The sequence below is a fragment of the Archangium lansingense genome (genome assembly GCF_026626635.1).
Classification (GTDB): domain Bacteria; phylum Myxococcota; class Myxococcia; order Myxococcales; family Myxococcaceae; genus Archangium; species Archangium lansingense.
Genome location: NZ_JAPNKA010000001.1, coordinates 5,709,381 through 5,728,798, shown reverse-complemented (window position 1 = coordinate 5,728,798; position 19,418 = coordinate 5,709,381). Strand labels below are relative to the sequence as shown.

Here is a 19,418-nt window from a genome sequence, read left to right as displayed (position 1 = left end):
CCGCGTCGGACGAGAAAGAAGACAAGTAATGGCGACTGGTACTGTGAAGTGGTTCAACGACGCGAAGGGCTTCGGTTTCATCATGCAGGAGGGCGGTGGCGAGGACCTGTTCTGCCACCACACCGCCATCCAGTCCGAGGGCTTCCGCACCCTGGCCGAGGGCCAGCGCGTTGAGTTCGACATCGCCCGCGGCCCCAAGGGCCTGCAGGCGCAGAACGTGCGCCCCATCTGATGGGGACCTGAGCCACTTCGCCGAGCGATAGAGGCTCAATCCAGGGCCTGCCTCCCAACCATGGGGGCAGGCCCTTGGTGTTTCTAGAGGTGCCTCTGGAGGTCAGGGCTTCCGACCCGCCCACGGGCGAGCCTGCTCCAGCTGCGAGGCCAGACGGAACAGGGTGGCCTCGTCCCCGAAACGGGCGGCGAACTGCACACCCACGGGGAGTCCGGCGGCGTTCCAGTAGAGCGGCACCGACATGGCCGGCTGCCCCGTCTGGTTGAAGAGCTGCGTGTTGGGGGTCTTCTCCAGGCTGTTGCCGGCGAGCTCATCGAGCAGCTTGAGGAACGCGGGCTTCAGCGGGAGCTTGCGCAGCACGGAGAGCGCGGCGAGCTCGGCGGGCTTGAGTGCCAGCTCACCGATGCGAATCGGCGGATACGCGAGCGTCGCATCGAGGAAGAGATCGTACCGTTCGTGGAAGGCCGCCATCATCCGGCCAGCGCGGTGCATGGCGTTGCGCGCCCGCTGCAGATCGGCCGCGGTGAGGATGTTGCCGAGCTGCGCGAGCGCCCAGGTGCTCGGCTCGACGTCGGTGGCGTCCACGGGCTTGCCCCTCTGCTGGCCAATCTCCTCGAGCTGCACCGACGTGTTGGCCGCGACGTTCACCAGGTACGAGCGCACCAGCTCCTCGCGATCGAATCGGGGGGCGTCATCGACGAGCTCGTGACCCAGCTCCTGGCAGAGCTTCACCGCGTCCTGGACGGCCGCCTTGCAGTCCGGGTGCACGTGCTTGCCGTAGAGCGAACCGGTGGAGAAGGCGATGCGCAGGCGGCCAGGAGCAGTGCCCACCTCCTGGAGGAAGGGCCGGGCAGGCGCCGGTGCCGCATAGGGCGCGCCCAGGTCCGCGCCCTGGGTCGCATCGAGCATCGCAGCGCTGTCCCGCACGCTGCGGGTGAGCACGTGCTGCTGGACGAAACCACCCCACCCCTCCCCCACATCCGGGCCCAGTGGATTGCGGGCACGGGTGGGCTTGAGCCCGAAGAGGCCGCAGGCGGACGCGGGGATGCGGATGGAGCCACCTCCATCGCCGCCGTGGGCCATGGGCACCACCCGGGCCGCTACGCACGCCGCCGAGCCTCCGCTGGAGCCTCCCGTCGAGTGCTCCGGGTTCCAGGGGTTGCGCGTCGGCCCGTTCAGCGCCGGCTCGGTGGTTCCGAGGATGCCCAGCTCGGGCGTGGCCGTCTTGGCCACGATGACGACGCCCGCGCGGCGGAAGCGCGCCATGAGCTCCGCGTCGTGGTCCGGGATGAAGCCCACCAGCGCCCGGCACCCGCCCACGAAGGGCTCGCCCGCCAGATAGCCGTCCAGGTCCTTCACCAGGAAGGGCACCCCGGTGAAGGGTCCCTCGGGGAGCGAGCCCGCAGCGGCCTTACGCGCCTGCTCGTACATCTTGTGGACTACGGCGTTGAGCTTCGGGTTGACGGCTTCGATTCGCGAGATGGTCTCCTCCACCAGCTCGGTGGGGTGAAGCTCCTTCTTGCGGACCAGCTCGGCGAGAGCGGTAGCGTCGAGCGCGTCGTATCCCTGGATGGCCATGAGCCTGCTATCTAGCACCGCCATGGCGAAACCCCAGTATTGGCTGATCAAGAGCGAGCCCTCCGTCTACGCCTACGCCCGGCTGGAGACGGACGGCAGGACGGAGTGGACGGGCGTGCGCAGCTTCGAGGCTCGCAACAACATCCGGGCCATGAAGCCCGGGGATTTGTGCCTCTACTACCACTCGAACGAGGGCAAGGCCGTGGTGGCCGTGGCCCGCGTGCTCACCGAGCCAGGGCCGGATCCCACCGCGCCCGGTGAGGACTGGGCCTCTGTCGAAGTGGGCCCCTTGGTGGTCTTGAACGAGCCGGTGACGCTCGCCACCGTCAAGGCTTCCCGCGAGCTGAAGGAGTTTCCGCTCATCACCCGGAGCCGCCTCAGCGTGGCCTCGGTGACCCCCGAGCACTTCAAGCTCATCCTCGAGATGAGTGGCACGAAGCTGCCCAAGGCTCGCTGAGGGGAACCCGAGGGTGGCTGCACGGGTTCAACCCGGGAGACGGCTACCCTCACCCCGTCCCTCTCCCGAGGGGAGAGGGGAAATTGGCTTGGGTTGATTGGCTTGGGTTGATTGGCTTGGGTTGATTGGCTTGGGTTGATTGGCGTAGGGAGTTGGGGTTCAGGCGTTGGCCGAGTGCAGCTTCTGCTGGAGCAGGTTCGCTCGGTTGCGCGCGGAGAGGAGCTGCTGCCTCAGGGACTCGGCATCGCGCGATACGTCCACGAAGTCCTGCGCCTCCGCGTCGCTCGCCAACTTCCCCGCCCCCTCCGCTACCTCCGTCATCCGCTCGTTCACCGCCTGCAGCGAGGCGATGACATCCTCCGTCTTCATCGCCTGCCCCTGCTGCGTCATCCCCGCCACCTCGTGCATCTGCGAGCTCAACGAGGCCGCCTGCTGCCCCAGCTCGCCGAAGCGCTCCATCAGTGCCTGGTACACCTTCGTGCGCTCCTGCAGCTCCAGCGCCCGCTCGTTCACCTCGGCCGCCAGCGTCTGCTGCCGATCCCTCCACCCGTTGAGCACCCCCAGCAGCGTGCGCATGTGCGCCACCATCCGCTCGTCGCAGTCCGCCACCTGGGTGAGCAGCTTGCCCATCTTCTCCAGGTTCTTCTGCGAGCGCATCGTGCCCGTGCGCACCTCCTCCGCCAGCGACTCGAACCTGCGCAGCTCCTCCTCGATGGAGGCCGCGGCATTGACCAGCTCAGAGGACTCGGATTGCTGCCGCTTGCTCATACGTGTGTCACTCCAGAAAGAGGGACCTCGGGCCGCGTCCTAGCAGATCTCACTTCCCGGAACCCGCCCGGACTGGTGCGGAGCCAGCAACGTCACCTTCGGCCCCACGAAGGTATGCCGCTGGGATGCCGCCCAGTAGACAATCAGCAGCGCCAGCGCTCCCGCGAAGGTGTACCCGGCCAGCTCGTTGGGCGGGAGGATGAAGAGCACCATCACCACCGCGCACCAGGTGAGCGCTACCCCGTTCACCAGCGTCGAGAAGCGTCCCAGGTCCCAAGGCCCCCGGTGCGACCAGGCCCCGCTGCGCCGTGCCCGCATCCCCACCCAGATGGGCACCGCGTACGAGGCGTAGAGCGCCAGCGTGCTGAGCGCCACCATGGCCGCGTAGGCCCCACTCCAGATGGCCACCCCGAAGGCCGCCGCCACCGACACCCAGATGGCCACGTGCGGGCTGCGAAAGCTCGGGGACACGCTCGCCAGGTGCGTCGAGCCCGGCAGCCCCCCATCCCGCGCAAACGCGAAGAGCATGCGCGAGTTGGACGTCACCGAGGACAGCCCGCAGAACCACATGGCCCCGATCGCAATCCACACCAGCGCTCCGCCCAGCGCCGGCCCGAGCGACTCGCGCAGCACGTACAGGAACGGGTTGGGCGCGGCAGCCGCGGCGGGAAGGTTCCCAATCGCCAGCGTCACCCCCACCAGCAGCGCGTAGCCCACCACCGCGCTCACCGCCACCGACAGGAAGATGCCCCAGGGCGCATTGCGCGTGGGGTCCACCGTTTCCTCCGACACGTGAGCGCTGGCGTCATAGCCGGTGAACGTCCACTGCGCCTGCAGCAGGCCAATGAGGAAGCCGTACGTGTAGATGTTGCTCTCCGAGGAGAAGCGCGTGAGGAGAAAGGCGGCATCCTGCCGGGGCGCGAACGCCACCAGCGCGCCAATCATCACCGCCACGCCCGCCACGTGGTACCAGGCCGACAGGTTGTTGAGCAGCGCCACCGCGCGCACGCCCACATGGTTGAGCACGGCGTGCGACAACAGGATGGCCGCGTAGACCGGCAGCACGTAGCCCCGCTCCCGCGGCCACCCGAGCATGTCCACCAGGAACTCCGCCAGCCCGTAGTCAATGCCCGCGGTGATGGCGAACTGGCCGATGGTGTTGAGCCATGCCGTGAAGAAGCCCACCCGCGGGCCTCCCAGCATCGCGGACCAGTGGTACAGCGCCCCCGCCGTGGGGAACGAGGAGGCGAGCTGCGCGAGGCTCGCCGCCACCGTCAGCGTCATCACCGCCACCAACGGCCACCCCACCGCCATGACGAAAGGCCCGCCAAAGCGCAGGCCATGGCCATAGAGCGTCACCGCTCCGGTGAGAATGGAGATGATGGAGAAGGAGACGGCGAAGTTGGAGAAGCCGCCCATGTCGCGCAACAACTGCTGCGCGTACCCCAAGCGCTGGAGCTGGGCCGCATCCGCGTCCAACTGATGCTTCTTGTCGGCGTCCATGCCCGGCACCATGAACACTCGGCCGGGAGATGGAAGGGGACGGCGGTACGGAGTGTGGCCTCTTCGGCACTCCGAGGAGGCAACCGCTACGGCTTGCGCTCCTCGCGCGGCTGCCCGGGAGCCGCGGGAGCGCCCGGAGCCCCGCGCACGTCATCGACGCGCCGCTGGATGCGGATCCGATGCGGACCCACCCCCATGCCCATGGGGCCCATCTCCGCCTCCAGCTTCTGCCAGTAGTCGGGGCCCAGCGTCTTCTTGATGGCCACCATCAAGCCCACCCGGTTCTGGCGCACCGCCGTCTCCGCACGGCCCACCTTCTCCACCAGGTCCTTCACGGTTCCCTCGTTCGGAGTCGGCTGACGCAGTTCCTTCTCCAACGCGAGCTGAGCCCGCTTGAGGTCCGCCTCCAGGCCGATCAGCGCGTCATTGGATTCGAAGCTCAGGTCCTGCACCTTCTGCACGAGGTTCTGCGGCAGGCCGATCTTCGCCGCCACGTCCGCCGGAATCCCGAAGGACGGCGGCGCCAGCGGAGGCTCGGGAGGCATCGGAGGGGCAGGCGGCGCGGGCGGCATCGGCGCCGCCGCACCCGGCCCGTACACCCGGACGCGTACGTCCTCCTGCTTCTCCTGCGCCAGGGCGGGCACCGCGGTGAGGACCACGAGGGCACACAGCAGCTTCTTCATCATGGTTCTGCTCCTTTCACTTCAGCGTCTTCACTTCGACTCAGCGGGACTGCGACACGTGGAAGGCCGCGAGGGCCGTCTGGAAGGGCTCCGAGTCCAGCGCCGTGACGTCCGGCGGGCGCACCCAGGCGGCGAGCACCCCAAAGGGCTGGTACGTCTCGTCCTCGACACTCGGGTTGGTGCGCGTGTAGCCGTACACCTCGTCGAACAACACCTCGACGGAGACGACCTCGCTCCCCTGCCCCACCCGCTCCTCCCCCACGGGCTCCCCGGCTCGCAGGGACCCCTCGATGGGACCCCCTACCCCCTGCTCGGTCTCGAACGGCACCGGCGTCCGCACTCGGGGCGCGACGAGCAGCACCAGAGCCACCACGGCAGCCGTGGCGGTGGCACTGGCCATCATCCGGCGGCGGTGCTGGCGACGGCGAACCTCGCCAAGGATGGCCTCGCGCGAAACGTGGGCCGGGGCCGGCGGGTCCGGCAGGCGCAGCGAGGTGGCGGACGCGTGGAGTCCGGCGAGCGCTCGGCACGAGGCGCACGTCTCCAGGTGGGCCTGGAAGCCGGGAGGCCTGGGCAGGCGCTCGTCCACGAGGGCCGCTGCGAAGTCCTGGCAGCTCATGGGGTGTCTCCTTGCAGCGCGTCAGCGGCCTTGAGCTTCTGCAGCGCCCGGTAGAGGTGAATGCGAACGGTGCCTCGACCGATGTTCATCGCATCGGCAATGGCATCGAGGTCGAGCCCCTCCAGGTAGTGGAGGGAGAAGGCCGTGGCCTGCTGGGCCGGGAGCGTCCGCAGGGCCCGGCCAAAGGCGCGCCAGCGCTCGGCACCAGCGAAGCGCTCCTCGGGTGAGGGCACAGGGGCGGGACCCAGGTCCAGCACCTCGCGCACGAGGTTCCAGACCCGGCGCCGACGCAGGTGGCCCATGGTGCGTGAGACGAGGATGCGCCGAAGCCAGGCGGGGCCTGCTTTCGGGTCCCTCAGCGTGTGGCGCTTCTCGTAGGCATCGGCCAGGGCGGACTGCACCAGGTCCTTCGCCTCCTCCCCGTCCCAGACGAGCCGGCGCGCCAGCCGCAGGAGGGCCGCCTGCTCCCCCTCCACGAGCGCATCGAAGTCGAGAGGGGTTCCCCTCGCTTCCATCGGCGTCTCGTCCATGACGGCGGTGCCCCTCAAGGGTGGACCTCGTTGCCCGGTTTCCACGAAGCAGGACGCACGAGGCGCTCAGACGGCATACCGCTGAATTTTCCCCCTATTTTCCAGCCCCTCCGGGAGAATCCCCCGCGCCATGGCCCCGTACGAGCTCCGACCGATTCCCGCCGCTGAGACGCGCTACCTCCGCCACGTCGTGCTGCGCCCCCACCAGCGCCCCGAGGAGCTCATCTACCCGGGCGACGACGCTCCAGACACCGTCCACTTCGGGCTGTACGTGGAGGACGAGCAGCACGGGGTGGCCTCGCTCTACCGGGAGCCCCGGCCGGGCACCAAATCCACCACCGAGTGGCGCCTGAGGGGGATGGCGGTGCTCGCCTCGAACCAGGGGAGGGGCTACGGCGCGGCCCTGCTCCAGGCCTGCATCGATCACGCGGCGCGTCAGGGCGGCACCCGACTGTGGTGCAACGCGCGCACGACGGCGTCCGGCTTCTACAAGCGGCTGGGCTTCGCCGCGGAGGGGGCCGAGTTCGAGCTGCCTGGCATCGGCCCGCACTACCTCATGTGGCGCCCGCTCTGAGTCAGCCCGCGGTGGAGCGCAGCAGCCGGCCCGCGAGCTGGGTGTACTGATCGCGCTTCTCGGTGTCCCCGAGGTGCGCCCAGACGTCCGCCAGGGCCTTGGCCGCATCCGTCAGCGCCGGGTACAGCTCCAGCGCCATCTCCAGCACGTGGCGCGCATGCCGGTAGCGCGCCTTGCCCGTCAGCCCGATGCCCCGGGTGCGGTGCTTGCCCGACTCCGTCAGCAGCGCCTCGCCCAGGTTGGCGATCTCCACCGCCGTCGCCTCGCGCCAGGGCAGCTCGGTGTTGAGCTGCAGGGCCTCGTCCAGCAGGCCTCTCGCCGCCTCCGGCTCGTCCAGCTCGAGCTGGCAGATGGCCGCGTTGCGGTAGTGCTCGGCCGTCTCGGGATCCATGTCGATGGCGCGCTCGAAGCACTTCAGCGCCTCGCGCGGACGTCCCAGACTCGTGAACGAGGATCCCTTGGCACTCAGCGCCAACACGTGGTTGGGATCCTGGGACAGGACGCGGTCGAACACCTGGATCGCGGCCTCATGGTTGCCCGACATCGAGAGGCTGACGCCCTCGTTGAATGCCGCCAACAGCGTGGACATATAGCCCCTTCTCGCCGGCCCGCATGCCGGCCCCTGTTCCCGGGTCCTTCAGTGTACCGCCGGGAACAGAAGCGTGACAGGCCAGGGGGCGCGCCGAAAACCCCGAATCGAGAGGCAACTCTTCAGGTGTGGTCCGGTCCACGCAGCCATCCGGGCCCCCGGCTTCTCCGGGCCGAAAGCGCAGCTTCTGCAACGGCCTGCCGCGCGGTGAGTCAGGCTCTGGGCGCCTTGTTCAGCGTGAGCGAGGCCTGTGAGAGCGATGGTGGCAGGGGCAGCGGCTCCTGGCGGGCCCGCTCGGGCTCGCGGGCCAGTTGGCGAGCCGACTCCATCAGCACGTCCAAGTCGAAGGGCTCGTCGCTGGTGACGAAGAAGAAGCGCTCGAAGGCGGGTGCATCGTCCAGCTCGTAGGCGCTCGGCAGCGACACCGTGCCACTCTTCAACTCGAGCGGGCCGGTGAGCGCCTCCGGAGCGTGGAGCGTGACGGAGCCTCGCCCGTCCACGGACAGCACCGCGCCATAGCGCCGGCCCCCGGACACGTAGCTGAGCTGCAACACGTCCCCCTGGCGCGCCTGGGCCGAGTCCACGAGCAGCTCGGGCTCTCCTCTCGTCTGGCGGTGGATGACCAGCTTCGGCTCCAGGCCCTTGGTGCGCGTCGTCTCCAGCAACGCCACCTGCTGGGGCCGGGGCTCCACGGGCAGCTCGCGCTGGGAGAAGAGCACCAGCAGCGCGAATCCCGCGGCCACGGGCACTCCCAGTGCGACGGCAGGCAGCCACCGGCGCGAGGGGGTGGAGGCGGACAACGAGCGAGAGGCCTCCACCACGCGGCGGCGGCGCTCGACTTCCGCGCCGACCTGGGACGGAGGGAGCTTCGCCAACGTGGCCCCATCATCAGACTCCAGCTTCGCAAGACGCTCGAGTCCACCGGGCTCCGCGGCCAGCCGCGCGCGGGCGGCGGCCAACTCCTCGGGGGGCAGCTCTCCCAGGGCGATGCGCTCCAACAACCAATCGGGCGTGCGTTGGGACATGTCAGGCGGCCTCCAGTTCCTGCAGGTGGGCGCGCAACGTGCGCAGGCGCTTGCGGACACCGGAGACGGAGAGGCCTACCTCCCGAGCCACCTCCTCGTACGTCATCCCGTCCACCAGGTGCAGCACGGCGATGGTGCGCGTGGACACCAGCTCTCGGCCGAAGAGCCTGTCCAGCACCGCCGCTGCCCCCGTGCGAGCCTCCATGTCCTCCAGCGAGGCGATCCGCACCAGCAGCTCCTCATCCGAGTCCGCCGGGCGTCGGCGCTCCGAGCGCAGCCGGTTGAGGCACACATTCGTCGCCATGCGGTGCAGCAGGCTGGAGGGCGCCGTCTGCTTCAACGCCTCCTGGTGGTCGAGGAGCTGGACGAAGACGTCATGCATGGCATCCACCGCCCGCTCCTCGTCGCGCAGGAGGAAGCGGCAACGCCGGAGCACCATCGGTCCATACCGGCGGTAGCAGGCTTCCACATCGATGGCCAACGTCGTCCCTCCATCCCTTGCGCGCACCTCAACACCGGAGCGGGCGCGAACTGTTACCGCGCGCCGCGTCATCTGGGAGCAACGGGTGGAGCGGCGCCGTAAGTAGCCGGAATCGCGCCCGTCAGTTCAGGACCCAGCGTCCAAAATGGCCGAGAAACCCGCGACAAAATCCGGGTAGCGAGGCCGCCAGCCCAGGGCTTTCAGCCGGGCATTGGAGATGGCCCGGTCACCCCGTAGAGATTCGTGCAGTGAAGCCAGAGGCACCGAGGGTGGAAGCGGCAGCCCCAGCCGGGCGCAGAGCCACTCGGTCGTCTCCGTCTGGGTCGCTGATCGATCATCCGCCACGCAGTACGTCGCCCCCGGCTCGCCCCGCGCCAGCACCACCCGGATGGCCTCCACCAGGTCGTCCACGTGTACCCGGGAGATGCGGCCTCCACCTTCCTGGGGGATGCGATGCGTACCGGCGAAGATGCGCTCGAGCACGCTCCGGCCAGGGCCGTAGATGCCCGCGATGCGCAGGATGATTCCGCCGAGCGCGCGGTACTTCGCCTCCGCCTCGAAGCGGAATCGGGCCCTCGGGGAGGTGGAGTCCACCGGCGTGTCCTCGTCCACGTGTCCTCGCGCGCCGCCGTAGACCCCCGTGGAGGAGAGGTAGACGAGGCGAGCAGGACCGGCGCGCGCCAGGGTCTCGGACAGGGGGGTATCCAGGTTGGCCTCCGGTGGGATGGAGACCACCACATGGGCTCCCTTCGATGACGTCAGGGCCTCCGCCAGCGAGAGGACCTGGATGCCCTCGCGGGACAGTTCCTCGCGGCGCTGCTCGTCGCGCGTCACCGCCAGCACGGAGCGTCCCCGCCGAGCCTCCTCGCGCGCCAGCCGCGTCAACGTATAGCCACATCCCAACAGGTAGAGAGGAACCATGTTCGTGCAACGCCCTGGTGGTAGACGTCTACCATTGATGTAGCATAAAAACCCACCTCACTGGTAGACGTCTACCAGTGAAGTCCGCTTGGGCCCGTCTATCGCCCGTTCGGGCATGTGTCCTAAAGCGGATGCCCGTGGGAGTGCATCCCAGGCGTCGTCGCGAGGGAACACCGCAACGTGGCAGCGTTCACGGTGATGCTCGCTGAGAACACCGCGCTCCAGGCCCAGCTCCGAGTCAAGCGGCGGATCTTCTTCGTATCCGCGGGTGCGATCCTGGCGATCCCCCTCCTCCGGCTCCTCCTCTCCGGCACCGTCAACCCCATGTTGGCGCTCGTGCAGGTTCTCTGGGGCCTGAGCTACGTGCTGCTCGGAGTGTGCGTGGGCGCAGGAGTGCTGGCCCCCTGGGTCTCGGGAACCGTGGCCGCGCTGCTGTGCATCCCCGCGGTGACAACCATCATCCACTTCACCGGCGGACCCGCGAGCCCCTTCCTGGTGACACTCGTCTGCGTACCCCTCCTCTTCGCCCTGTTCGCCCCGGACTCCGAGCTGCCGACGCTGGTCTCGCTCGGGGCGATGCTGGGCGCGGTGGTGGTGTTGAACGTCCTGGCCGGAGTCCCTCCGCGCACCTTCCTGCCCCAGGTCCTCGCCTTTGGCTGCATCGGGGCGTTCGGCCTCTACGGCGGGCGCACCTATCGGCGCCTCCGGGAGGCGGAGAAGGTAGCGCAGGAGGAGCGGCTGAGAGCGCTGGAGCAACTGGCCGAGAGCGAGCACCTCCGGATGCGCGCCGAGCGCGAGCGCGCCGAGGTGGAGCGGCTGGTACTGGTGGGACAGCTCGCCTCGGGCGTGGCCCATGAGGTGAACAATCCGCTGGCCTTCGTGAAGTCCAACCTGCACTACCTCGAGCGGGAGCTTTTCGAGGAGGACGGGCCTCCGGACAATGCGGAGCTGCGCGAGCTGCTGAATGAGACGCGGCAAGGCGTGCTGCGCATCCAGCAGATCGTCACGGACCTGAGGCGCTTCGCCCGGGAAGACCCCACGACCACCGAGCAGGGCTCGCCGGCCGAGGCCATCGAGGAGGCCCGGCGGCTGACGTCGGTCCGCCTACACAGCCTGGGGGAGATGGTGGTGGACGTCCCGCCAGAGCTGCCCGCGGTGCGCCTGGGGCAACGGCACCTGGTGCAGGTGCTGATGAACCTGCTGCTGAACGCGGCGGATGCGGTGGAGGAGGCGATGCCCCCGCGCCGAGCACGCATCGGGGTGCGGGCCCGGCGGGTAGAAGGCGGAGTGCGACTGGAGGTGGAGGACAACGGCGCGGGAATCGCTCCCGCAGTGCTGCCGCGGCTCTTCGAGCCCTTCTTCACCACCAAGCCACCCGGCAAAGGCACCGGGCTGGGACTGGCGCTCTGCCACGAGTACGTCGCTCGCGCTGGAGGGACGCTCGCCGCGGAGAACCGGCCCGAGGGCGGCGCTCGCATCGTGCTCATGCTGAAGGAAGTGCGCGGGGCCGCGTCGGCGGCTTGAACGCCCGTCCGGTACCCTGGCGGGCAGCAACCTCACTGCGACAGACCGGGCACACGGCGGGAGGCCCATGGCCTGCGAAGTGAGCTCGTCGCGCTAGCGCAGCCGCACCTTCAGGTGCTCCTCAGCGGCATTGGGCCGCCCCATGAAGGTATCGAGCAGGCGCTCCTCGATAGAATCCTGTTCCCACACAGCCGCCCGCTCGAGGCCCACACATTCCTGGGGCTCGGCGGCTCTCCTATTGCCAGCCGTGTCAAAGATCGTGCAGCGACGGAAGTCTCCCACGTCCTGCATGAACCGGACGAGCGGCTGACACAGGTGCTCCTCGAGCGCTCTCCACCCAATGAACTCCCACGAATCCAGGGCCAGATGGCGGACAGCCGTCTTGAAGAGCATGGGGCTCGCGCCGATCGTATCCAGCTCAGAATCCGGACTCATTGTCCTGTGTTGATAGAAGGCGGCATACGGTGATTCGAGTAGCCTTCCGTAGCCGAAAGAGCCATCCGCGAGGGCGATTCTGACAAAAGACCCTGGCTTGTGTTTTTGTTTTCGCACTCCTCAATCCCCCGTCCAGGGTGGCTTTGATGGTCAAGCAGACCAGGACAACGCTGCCCCCTGCGGCCAGCACCGCGCCACCAGCCACGAGGGCTTCTCCTGTCGCGGCAACAGTTCCTGTGTCCGCCACGGCCGTGGCCCCTTGGGGTACGAGCCGGAGCACTGCGCGTGGAATGCCATTCCCCAAGCTCTCGCCCGCAACTCCCTGGAGCTGTCGCGGCGGAGACTGGGCAATTGGCGCCACGGGCAGCCCCAACCTGAGCATGTCCTGGCCAGTGCCGGGATGAACGCCTCGGATCGTGCCGCTACATCCCACAAGACACACGGAAAACAGCAGCGACACCCAGCGTGACATGAGAAGCCTCTTGGTCCTGGCCCTCCTTCGCGGGACCTCGCCTCGAAGCTACAGGGAGCCAAAGGACACCGTCGAGGCTCATACCGGCAAGCTCATCGCGCTGAGCCCCCGTCCAGCCCCAGCGGATAGTGACCTCGCTCCGACAACTCGGACACGGAGCGAGAGACCTTCGGCAACAGGGATGGTACAAGCCCGCCCCATCGTGAGCACCCCCACCGAGAACATTCCGACTTTCGAACAACTGGGCCTCGGGCCCGCCCTCGTGGAGGCTCTCAGCGGCCTTGGCTACGAGGAACCCACCCCCATCCAGCGCGCCGCCCTGCCCCCGCTGCTCGCGGGCAAGGATCTGCTCGGCATCGCCGCCACCGGCACCGGAAAGACGGCCGCCTTCTCCCTGCCCCTGCTCCAGAACCTCACGCCCGGCAAGCTCGATCCTTACTCCACCTCCGCGCTCGTGCTCGTCCCCACCCGTGAGCTCGCCATGCAGGTGGCCGAGGCCATCCACCGCTACGGCCAGAAGCTCGGCGTCACCGTCCTCCCTCTCTACGGCGGCCAGCCCATCGGCCAGCAGCTGCGCGTGCTCAAGCGCGGTGTGGACGTCATCGTCGCCACCCCCGGCCGCGCGTTGGATCACCTCAAGCGTCAGTCGCTCCTGCTCGACTCCGTGCGTACCGTCGTGCTCGACGAGGCCGACGAGATGCTGGACATGGGCTTCGCCGAGGACCTGGAGGCCATCCTCGAAGCCACCCCGGAGGAGCACCAGACGGCCCTCTTCTCCGCCACCCTGCCCCCGCGCATCGCCTCCATCGCCGAGCGCCACCTGCAGGCCCCCGTCCACGTGCGCATCGCCAAGGAGAAGGTCGCCCCCGGCACCGGGCCCCGCGTGCGCCAGACTGCCTACATCGTCCCACGTGCCTTCAAGGCCGCCACCCTCGGGCGCGTGCTGGACGTCGAGGCTCCCACCGCCGCCATCGTCTTCTGCCGCACCCGCACCGAGGTGGACGAGCTCACCGTGTCCCTCAACGGCCGCGGCTGGCGCGCCCAGGCCCTCCACGGCGGTATGGACCAGGCCCAGCGCGACCGCGTCCTCAAGCAGTTCAAGACGCACGCGGTGGAGCTGCTGATCGCCACCGATGTGGCCGCGCGCGGACTGGACATCGAGAAGCTGTCCCACGTCGTCAACTACGACGTGCCCAACGCCCCCGAGGCATACGTCCACCGCATCGGCCGCACGGGCCGCGCCGGGCGCGAGGGCGTGGCCATCACCCTCGCCGAGCCGCGCGAGCACCGGCTGCTGCGCAACATCGAGAAGCTCACCGGCCAGCGGATTGAAGTGGCCACCGTGCCCACCGTGGCGGACCTGCGCGCCCGCAGGCTCGAGCTGGTGCGCGCCTCCCTGCGCGAGGCCCTCGTGGCCGGCGAGCTCGACTCCTACCGCACCGTGGTGGAGAACCTCGCCTCCGAGTTCGACCTGGTGGATGTGGCCGCCGCCGCCGTGAAGCTCATCCACGACGCGCAGGTGGAGGGCCATGATGAGGCCGAGGAGGATATCCCCGCGATGCCCCAGCCCTCGGAGCGGCCCCCCAAGCCGGGCAAGAACGCCCGGGCCGCGGCACGCGCCGGGGTCGGCGAGCGGCCAGGTCCCAAGGCGCCCCGAGGTGACAAGCGGCGCGCGGGTCCCTCGCAGGACTTTGACATGGCGCGGCTGTTCATCGGCGTAGGCCGTCACGCGGGCGTCCGGCCCGCGGACCTGGTGGGGGCCATTGCCGGCGAGGCGGGCGTGGAGGGACGGCGCATCGGCGCCATCGAGATCGGGGACAACTACTCCCTCGTCGAGGTGCCCGAGCCCCTCGCCGATCAGATCGTCGCCGCCCTGCGTCAAGCCACCCTTCGCGGCAAGAAGGTCCAGGTCCGCCGCGACCGGGCCTGAGGCCTGGGCCAGCCCTCCGCCCACGAGAGGCCGGATTGACTCTATAATCAGGCCTCATGCATCGATCTGTACCGCTCCTCCTCCTCCTCGTCACGGGATGCAGGCCCCGGGCGCCCGAAGCCGCCGTGCGGGTGGAGGTCTCCTACAGCTTCAAGGCCGGGTGCATCACCGTCCATGCACGGGATGCGGAAGACCCGGCGCTGGAAGCCAGCCAACGGCTCGAGGTGCTCGCACGCGGGCCTTCGACCGTGGTGCTCGCCGTCTTCCGGCAGGAGAACTGGAGCCACACCCTGGAGCTCACCACCACGGCCCAGGAGCAGTCCTGCGAAGGGCCCGAGGTCGCCCGTGACGTGCACACGGTGACGCTCCAGCAGAAGGGGGACATCGAGCGGTTCGCCGTCACGCTGGAAGCGCCGGACACGGATGAGGATGGCTACATCGCCCTGGCCGGCGGCGGGACGGACTGCGACGACGGTGATGGCAGCATCCGGCCCGGCGGCGGCGAGGTGTGCGACAACCGCGACAACGACTGCGACGGGAGCACCGACCAGGGCGAGGGACTGGGCACGCCCTGGTACCCCGACCGGGACGGAGACGGCTTTGGCGACCGCGCGGCGGCGCCGCAGATGAGCTGCACCCGGCCCGTGGCGCAGGGCATCACCAACTTTGCCGAGAACGCCATGGACTGCATGGACTCGAACCCCGAGGTCATGCCCCGCTCCAGCGCCACCGAGACCCGCTGTGACGAGGTCGATGACGACTGTGACGGCTCGCCCGACGATGGCTTCACCCTCAAGGGCACCGCGTGCACCAACGTCTGTGCCGGCGGAAAGTACATCTGCAACGCCAGCCATGACGGCCTCGCATGCGACGCGCCCGCGCCCACCGCCTACTACCCGGACCAGGACGGAGATGGTGCGGGCGACGAGAGTGCCACCCCCGTCCAGGTGTGCCCCGGTGCGACGCCTCCCGCGGCGACCGTCGTCAACAAGGACGACTGCGATGACCAGGACGCGCACAACCGGCGCGGCCGGGCCGAGGTCTGTGACGATCGGGACAATACCTGTGACTCGCAGCGGGACGAGGGCGGTGTCTGCGCTGGCAAGGGATGGAAGGTGCTCACGGACGCCGCCCTGACCGTCACCCGGCAGTGGAAGACCGTGGCGCTCGGCCCGGGCGGACTGCCGGTGTGGATGGCGGGAGACAACGGGGTGCTCGCGGTGCGGACCTCGGCGGGTCAGCCCTTCAAGAGCCTCGATGGGAGCTGCGGCGCCTACAACTGGCGCGCCGCCTGGGTGCGGCCCAGTGATGGGCACGTGTTCCTGTCCGGTGACGGCGGGCGCCTGGCCGAGCATGACGGCACCACCTGCCTCAACCAGACCACCGTCCCTACTTCGACCAACAACCTCATGGGCCTCCAGGGCTTCACCTCGGGAGGGACGACCCAGCTCTTCACGGTGGACCACCTGGGACGCTTGTACGCGTGGACGCCGGGCAGCGCGCCGCAAGAGCACTACAACGAGACGCCCCCCACCTACCAAGGCCTCCACGGCCTCTCTCCCACGCAGCTGCTCGCCGTCGGTGACAAGAACGGCGACGGCGCGGCGCCACATATCGCCGGCTATCCCGGCTCGGGAGGGCTGGCGGCGGTAACGGCGCATACCCTGGCGGGCGTGCCCGCTGGCTACATCGGCTCGCTGCGCGCCGTCTGGATGGCCAGCACGAGCCTCGCCGCTGCGGTGGGGGACGGCGGCCTGGTGATGACCTGGGGCGGGGGCACCGGCTGGACGCGCGTGGCCCCGCCCGCGGACAACACCACGGCCCCCTTCTCCAGCGTGGTGGTGCTGGACCCCTCCTCCCTCTACGTCACCGATACCGGTGCCAGCGGTGCCATCCGCCGACGGAGCACGGGAGGATGGGTCACCGCGACCACGGTGGACAGGCCCCTGAGGGATCTCGCCCTCAGTGCACCGGGCGACATCTGGGCCGTGGGCGACGGCGGCCGCGTGGTGCACTTCCCAGAGTAGCGGCTCAGAACTCGGCCGCGGCCCTCGGGTCCACGATGCCGCATTCCTTGATCTTGTAGAGCAGCGCCTTGTAGCTGATGCGCAGCTTGCTCGCCGCACGTCGCTTGTTCCACGCCGTGCGCTGCAGCATCGCCAGGATCGCCTCCCGCTCCGCCAGCATCGCCGCCCTCTTGCCGATGTCCTTCAGCGACATCTCCCCTTCCGGCACCGTCGGCGGCGGAGGCGGTGGCTGCGGCACGTCGAACGGATTCGCGTACCTCGGCGTCGGCACCACCTGGTTCACTGGCACCTCCGCCGAGGGCGCACTCCCCCGCGCCGGCATCTCCAGCACATGCACCGCCCCGCCCGGGCCTGCCGCCGTCACCGTACCCGCAGGCACCGGCGTCCTCACCACCGTCGGCGCCGGAGGATCCACGTCTCCGTCTCCCCCGTACGACGTCGGCAGCGACGGCGCGCTCGCCGGCGCACGGCCTCCCGATCGCAGCTCGTCCAGCACCAGCGTCGGATCCTTCAGCACGCACAGCCGGCGCACCATGTTCTCCAGCTCGCGCACGTTGCCCGGCCACTCGTACTCGGTGAAGGCCCTCAGCACCTCGGGCGGCAACTCCGCCACCCCGCTCATGTACTGGCGTCCGTACTTCTTCAGGAAGTGGTCCGTCAGCGGCACCACGTCCTCCGGGCGCTCGCGCAGCGCCGGCAGCCGGATGGCCACCACGTTCAAGCGGTAGAAGAGATCCTCGCGGAAGTTGCCCAGCTCAATCTCCCGCTCCAGGTCCCGGTTCGTCGCCACCACCACGCGGCTGTCCACCCGGACGCTCTTCTTGCCGCCCACCCGGAAGAACTCCTCGTCCTGCAACACCTGCAGCAGCTTGGCCTGCAGCCGGATCGCCATCTCGCCGATCTCGTCCAGGAAGATGGTGCCCTGGTCCGCCAGCTCGAACTTGCCCGGCTTCTCCGCCGTCGCTCCGGTGAAGGCGCCCCGCTCGTGGCCAAAGAGCTCACTCTCCAGCAGCTCGCCCGGCAGCGCCGCGCAGTTCACCTTGATGAACGGCCGGTTGCGCCGGTTGCTGCGCGCGTGGACCTCGCGGGCAATGACCTCCTTGCCCGTACCGGACTCGCCCAGCAGCAGCACCGGCACGTCCGTGTCCGCGATGCGCTCCACCAATGCGCGCACCTTGCGCATGGCCGGCGAGTGCGAGATGAGCACCCGCTCCCCGCCCGCCTCCTCCCGGGACGCCCCTGCACCCGCAGCCTGAGCACCCGCCGCCGCCTGGCGCGCCGGCATGCGGCTGGCCCCGAGGGCGCGGCCCATCGCGTCCTCCAGCTCGTCATTGCTGAAGGGCTTGGAGAGGTAGTCGCTGGCGCCCATCTTCATGGCGCGCATCGCGTCCTCCGCGCCCGAGAGCGCCGAGAGGACGATGACGGGCACGCCCCCGCCCGAGGCCCGGTAGCGACGCAGCACCTCCAGGCCGCTCATCTCCGGCATCATCACGTCCAGCAGCACCACGTCGAACGAGCCACCGGAGAGCATCTCCAGTGCCTGGGAGCCACTCGACGCGCAGCGCACCTGGTACCCCGAGCTGCTCAGCAGCTCGGCGAGGAACGTCCGCACCTGCTCCTCGTCGTCCACCACCAGCACCGCGATCCGATCCATCCCCTCGCCTCCCCTCACCCTGTCCATCTCGATTCACTCCGTGGGACACCCGCTTCCGGGTCCATCCCTCGTCAGACCGTCAGTCCCATTCCGGTGCTTCGGCGCTCCTCACGAGCCCTGCGCAGCGACTGCAGCGCGCTGTTCAGCAGCTGCACCGGAGAACCCACCACGTCCGGGTAACTCACCGCTCCCAAGGCCAGCGAGGGGCGCAGCACCCTGCCCTCTACCTGCAGCCGCGCCAGGGCGAAGCGCTCGCCCACGCGCGCCATCACATCCGGCACGCCCTCCGTAGGAGTCCCCGGCAGCAGCACGGCGAACTCGTCCTCGCCCACCCGGGCCACCACGTCCGCCTCGCGAACCGTCTGGCCGAACACCACCGCGCAGTAGACGAGCAGGCGCTCGGCCAGGCCCCTGCCGGACTCCTTGCGCAGAGCGCGGAAGTCGTCGAGCGCCCCCGCCACCACCGAGAAGCTGCCCCCGAAGCGCTCGATGCGCCGCGTCTCCAGGGCGATGAGCTCCAGCAAGAAGGTGCGGTTGTAGAGGCTGGTGAGCGGATCATGAATGGCCGCCGAGCCGGCGTCCTCGGGCAGCATGGCCCGGCGCACGGACGCCTTGAGGCGCAGCTGGGCGCGCAGGCGCAGCACCAGCTCCTCGCCCGAGCCCGTGCGCGGCACCATGTCCACGCACAGCCCCTTCTCCAGGCAATGGCGGGAGGTGGCCGTGTCCCCGGAGTCCACCAGGTACAGCATGGGCACCGCGCCCCGGCCCATCTGCCGCAGCCGTCGCGCCACCGACACCGCCGCGTAGTCCGGGGGCTGCGCCGCCAGCACCACCGCGTCCGGGCGGATGGCCTCGAACAGCGGCCCCGCCGCGTCGAAACGCGTCACCGGCACCACCCGGAAGCCCGCCTCGCCCAGCACCACTCGCGTGTGCTCCAAGTCTCCCGCCCTCGGCTCCACCACCAACACCGTCAGTGGTTGCTCTGCCCTTTTGTGCTTGCTCCTCAACGCCACCGTCTCCCCCGTCCGGCCAGAACCTTTTTCCTCATCGTTCCTCCGGCGTTCTCCCCAGGTTTACAGCCCTACCCACCACCACCCCTCCGCATCCCCCTGTTTTTCCTGGGGATGAGAAGGGACTTACTCCTCATGGTCCCCGGAATGAGCAACGGGCGTGCCACGTGTTGCCCGGAGGAGGCACGCCTCGACCTCGGCCTCGTCCAGGCGGAGCTTGAAGGTGTCCCGGCCGTCGATGATGACCACGGGGATGTCGTAGCGGTACGCGGCGAAGATGTCCGGGTTGGCCCGGATGTCCTCTTCCACCAGATCAAAGGGGATGCGCTCGCGCACTCGCTCCAGCACTTCCTTGGCCTGGTCGCAGAGGCAACAGTTCGGTTTCGAGTAGAGTCGGACAATCATT

The 19,418-nt window shown here is 69.3% G+C and carries 20 protein-coding genes; 6 read left to right on the top strand and 14 right to left on the bottom strand.

The window, feature by feature from the left end; translation table 11 throughout:
- The first annotated feature begins 28 nt into the window (after positions 1-28).
- Positions 29-232: a cold-shock protein gene (locus OV287_RS23620; RefSeq protein ID WP_267536292.1), complete on the top strand. Its 204-nt coding sequence runs from the start codon at positions 29-31 to the stop codon at positions 230-232.
- A gap of 102 nt (positions 233-334) precedes the next feature.
- Here OV287_RS23620 and OV287_RS23615 read toward each other — a convergent pair whose 3' ends face one another.
- Positions 335-1,810, bottom strand: a complete 1,476-nt coding sequence (locus OV287_RS23615; protein WP_267536291.1) for an amidase — start codon at positions 1,808-1,810, stop codon at positions 335-337.
- A gap of 22 nt (positions 1,811-1,832) precedes the next feature.
- Here OV287_RS23615 and OV287_RS23610 point away from each other — a divergent pair, with 22 nt between their 5' ends.
- On the top strand, positions 1,833-2,267 hold the full coding sequence (locus tag OV287_RS23610; RefSeq protein ID WP_267542400.1) for an EVE domain-containing protein: 435 nt from the start codon (positions 1,833-1,835) through the stop codon (positions 2,265-2,267).
- 159 nt (positions 2,268-2,426) lie between these two features.
- On the opposite strand, the gene OV287_RS23605 is transcribed toward OV287_RS23610, so the two are convergent.
- The 5 genes from OV287_RS23605 to OV287_RS23585 all read right to left on the bottom strand — a co-directional run bounded on the left by OV287_RS23605 (position 2,427) and on the right by OV287_RS23585 (position 6,370).
- A complete protein-coding gene (locus OV287_RS23605) occupies positions 2,427-3,035 on the bottom strand; it encodes a hypothetical protein (RefSeq protein WP_267536290.1) in 609 nt (202 codons plus the stop codon).
- Between the two features lie 39 nt (positions 3,036-3,074).
- Positions 3,075-4,538 carry an amino acid permease gene (locus OV287_RS23600; RefSeq protein WP_267536289.1) on the bottom strand — a complete coding sequence of 488 codons (1,464 nt, stop codon included), beginning with the start codon at positions 4,536-4,538 and terminating at the stop codon, positions 3,075-3,077.
- A gap of 86 nt (positions 4,539-4,624) precedes the next feature.
- Positions 4,625-5,224, bottom strand: coding sequence for a periplasmic heavy metal sensor (locus OV287_RS23595; protein WP_267536288.1), 600 nt, complete (start codon positions 5,222-5,224; stop codon positions 4,625-4,627).
- Between the two features lie 37 nt (positions 5,225-5,261).
- Positions 5,262-5,840 carry a hypothetical protein gene (locus OV287_RS23590; protein ID WP_267536287.1) on the bottom strand — a complete coding sequence of 193 codons (579 nt, stop codon included), beginning with the start codon at positions 5,838-5,840 and terminating at the stop codon, positions 5,262-5,264.
- Entirely contained in the window at positions 5,837-6,370 is a 534-nt protein-coding gene (locus tag OV287_RS23585) for an RNA polymerase sigma factor (RefSeq protein WP_267536286.1), read from the bottom strand. Before OV287_RS23585 ends, OV287_RS23590 begins: the two co-directional genes overlap by 4 nt.
- Positions 6,371-6,500: 130 nt before the next feature.
- Between OV287_RS23585 and OV287_RS23580 the strand changes: the two genes are divergently transcribed.
- Entirely contained in the window at positions 6,501-6,944 is a 444-nt protein-coding gene (locus tag OV287_RS23580; protein WP_267536285.1) for a GNAT family N-acetyltransferase, read from the top strand.
- Between the two features lies 1 nt (position 6,945).
- Here OV287_RS23580 and OV287_RS23575 read toward each other — a convergent pair whose 3' ends face one another.
- From OV287_RS23575 to OV287_RS23560, 4 genes are all read right to left on the bottom strand, one after another.
- Positions 6,946-7,533, bottom strand: coding sequence for a tetratricopeptide repeat protein (locus OV287_RS23575; protein WP_267536284.1), 588 nt, complete (start codon positions 7,531-7,533; stop codon positions 6,946-6,948).
- 212 nt (positions 7,534-7,745) lie between these two features.
- Positions 7,746-8,558: an ActD protein gene (locus OV287_RS23570; RefSeq protein WP_267536283.1), complete on the bottom strand. Its 813-nt coding sequence runs from the start codon at positions 8,556-8,558 to the stop codon at positions 7,746-7,748.
- Position 8,559: 1 nt separating this feature from the next.
- Entirely contained in the window at positions 8,560-9,039 is a 480-nt protein-coding gene (locus tag OV287_RS23565) for an RNA polymerase sigma factor (RefSeq protein WP_267536282.1), read from the bottom strand.
- Between the two features lie 126 nt (positions 9,040-9,165).
- Positions 9,166-9,960, bottom strand: coding sequence for an SDR family oxidoreductase (locus OV287_RS23560; RefSeq protein WP_267536281.1), 795 nt, complete (start codon positions 9,958-9,960; stop codon positions 9,166-9,168).
- A 180-nt stretch (positions 9,961-10,140) separates the two neighbouring features.
- On the opposite strand from OV287_RS23560, the gene OV287_RS23555 reads away from it, so the two are divergent.
- Positions 10,141-11,484, top strand: coding sequence for a sensor histidine kinase (locus OV287_RS23555; RefSeq protein WP_308809699.1), 1,344 nt, complete (start codon positions 10,141-10,143; stop codon positions 11,482-11,484).
- A gap of 93 nt (positions 11,485-11,577) precedes the next feature.
- On the opposite strand, the gene OV287_RS23550 is transcribed toward OV287_RS23555, so the two are convergent.
- Positions 11,578-12,036 (bottom strand): Imm26 family immunity protein, encoded by a 459-nt coding sequence (locus OV287_RS23550; protein ID WP_267536280.1) that lies wholly within the window; start codon positions 12,034-12,036, stop codon positions 11,578-11,580.
- Positions 12,037-12,572: 536 nt separating this feature from the next.
- Between OV287_RS23550 and OV287_RS23545 the strand changes: the two genes are divergently transcribed.
- Both OV287_RS23545 and OV287_RS23540 read left to right on the top strand, forming a co-directional pair.
- Positions 12,573-14,321 (top strand): DEAD/DEAH box helicase, encoded by a 1,749-nt coding sequence (locus OV287_RS23545; RefSeq protein ID WP_267536279.1) that lies wholly within the window; start codon positions 12,573-12,575, stop codon positions 14,319-14,321.
- A gap of 56 nt (positions 14,322-14,377) precedes the next feature.
- Positions 14,378-16,348 (top strand): putative metal-binding motif-containing protein, encoded by a 1,971-nt coding sequence (locus OV287_RS23540; protein WP_267536278.1) that lies wholly within the window; start codon positions 14,378-14,380, stop codon positions 16,346-16,348.
- A 4-nt stretch (positions 16,349-16,352) separates the two neighbouring features.
- Here OV287_RS23540 and OV287_RS23535 read toward each other — a convergent pair whose 3' ends face one another.
- The 3 genes from OV287_RS23535 to OV287_RS23525 all read right to left on the bottom strand — a co-directional run bounded on the left by OV287_RS23535 (position 16,353) and on the right by OV287_RS23525 (position 19,417).
- On the bottom strand, positions 16,353-18,002 hold the full coding sequence (locus tag OV287_RS23535) for a sigma-54-dependent transcriptional regulator (RefSeq protein ID WP_267536277.1): 1,650 nt from the start codon (positions 18,000-18,002) through the stop codon (positions 16,353-16,355).
- 71 nt (positions 18,003-18,073) lie between these two features.
- Complete coding sequence (locus tag OV287_RS23530) at positions 18,074-19,009, bottom strand: GGDEF domain-containing protein (protein ID WP_267536276.1); 936 nt, start codon at positions 19,007-19,009, stop codon at positions 18,074-18,076.
- 129 nt (positions 19,010-19,138) lie between these two features.
- Positions 19,139-19,417 (bottom strand): glutaredoxin family protein, encoded by a 279-nt coding sequence (locus OV287_RS23525; RefSeq protein ID WP_267536275.1) that lies wholly within the window; start codon positions 19,415-19,417, stop codon positions 19,139-19,141.
- Position 19,418: the final 1 nt, after the last annotated feature.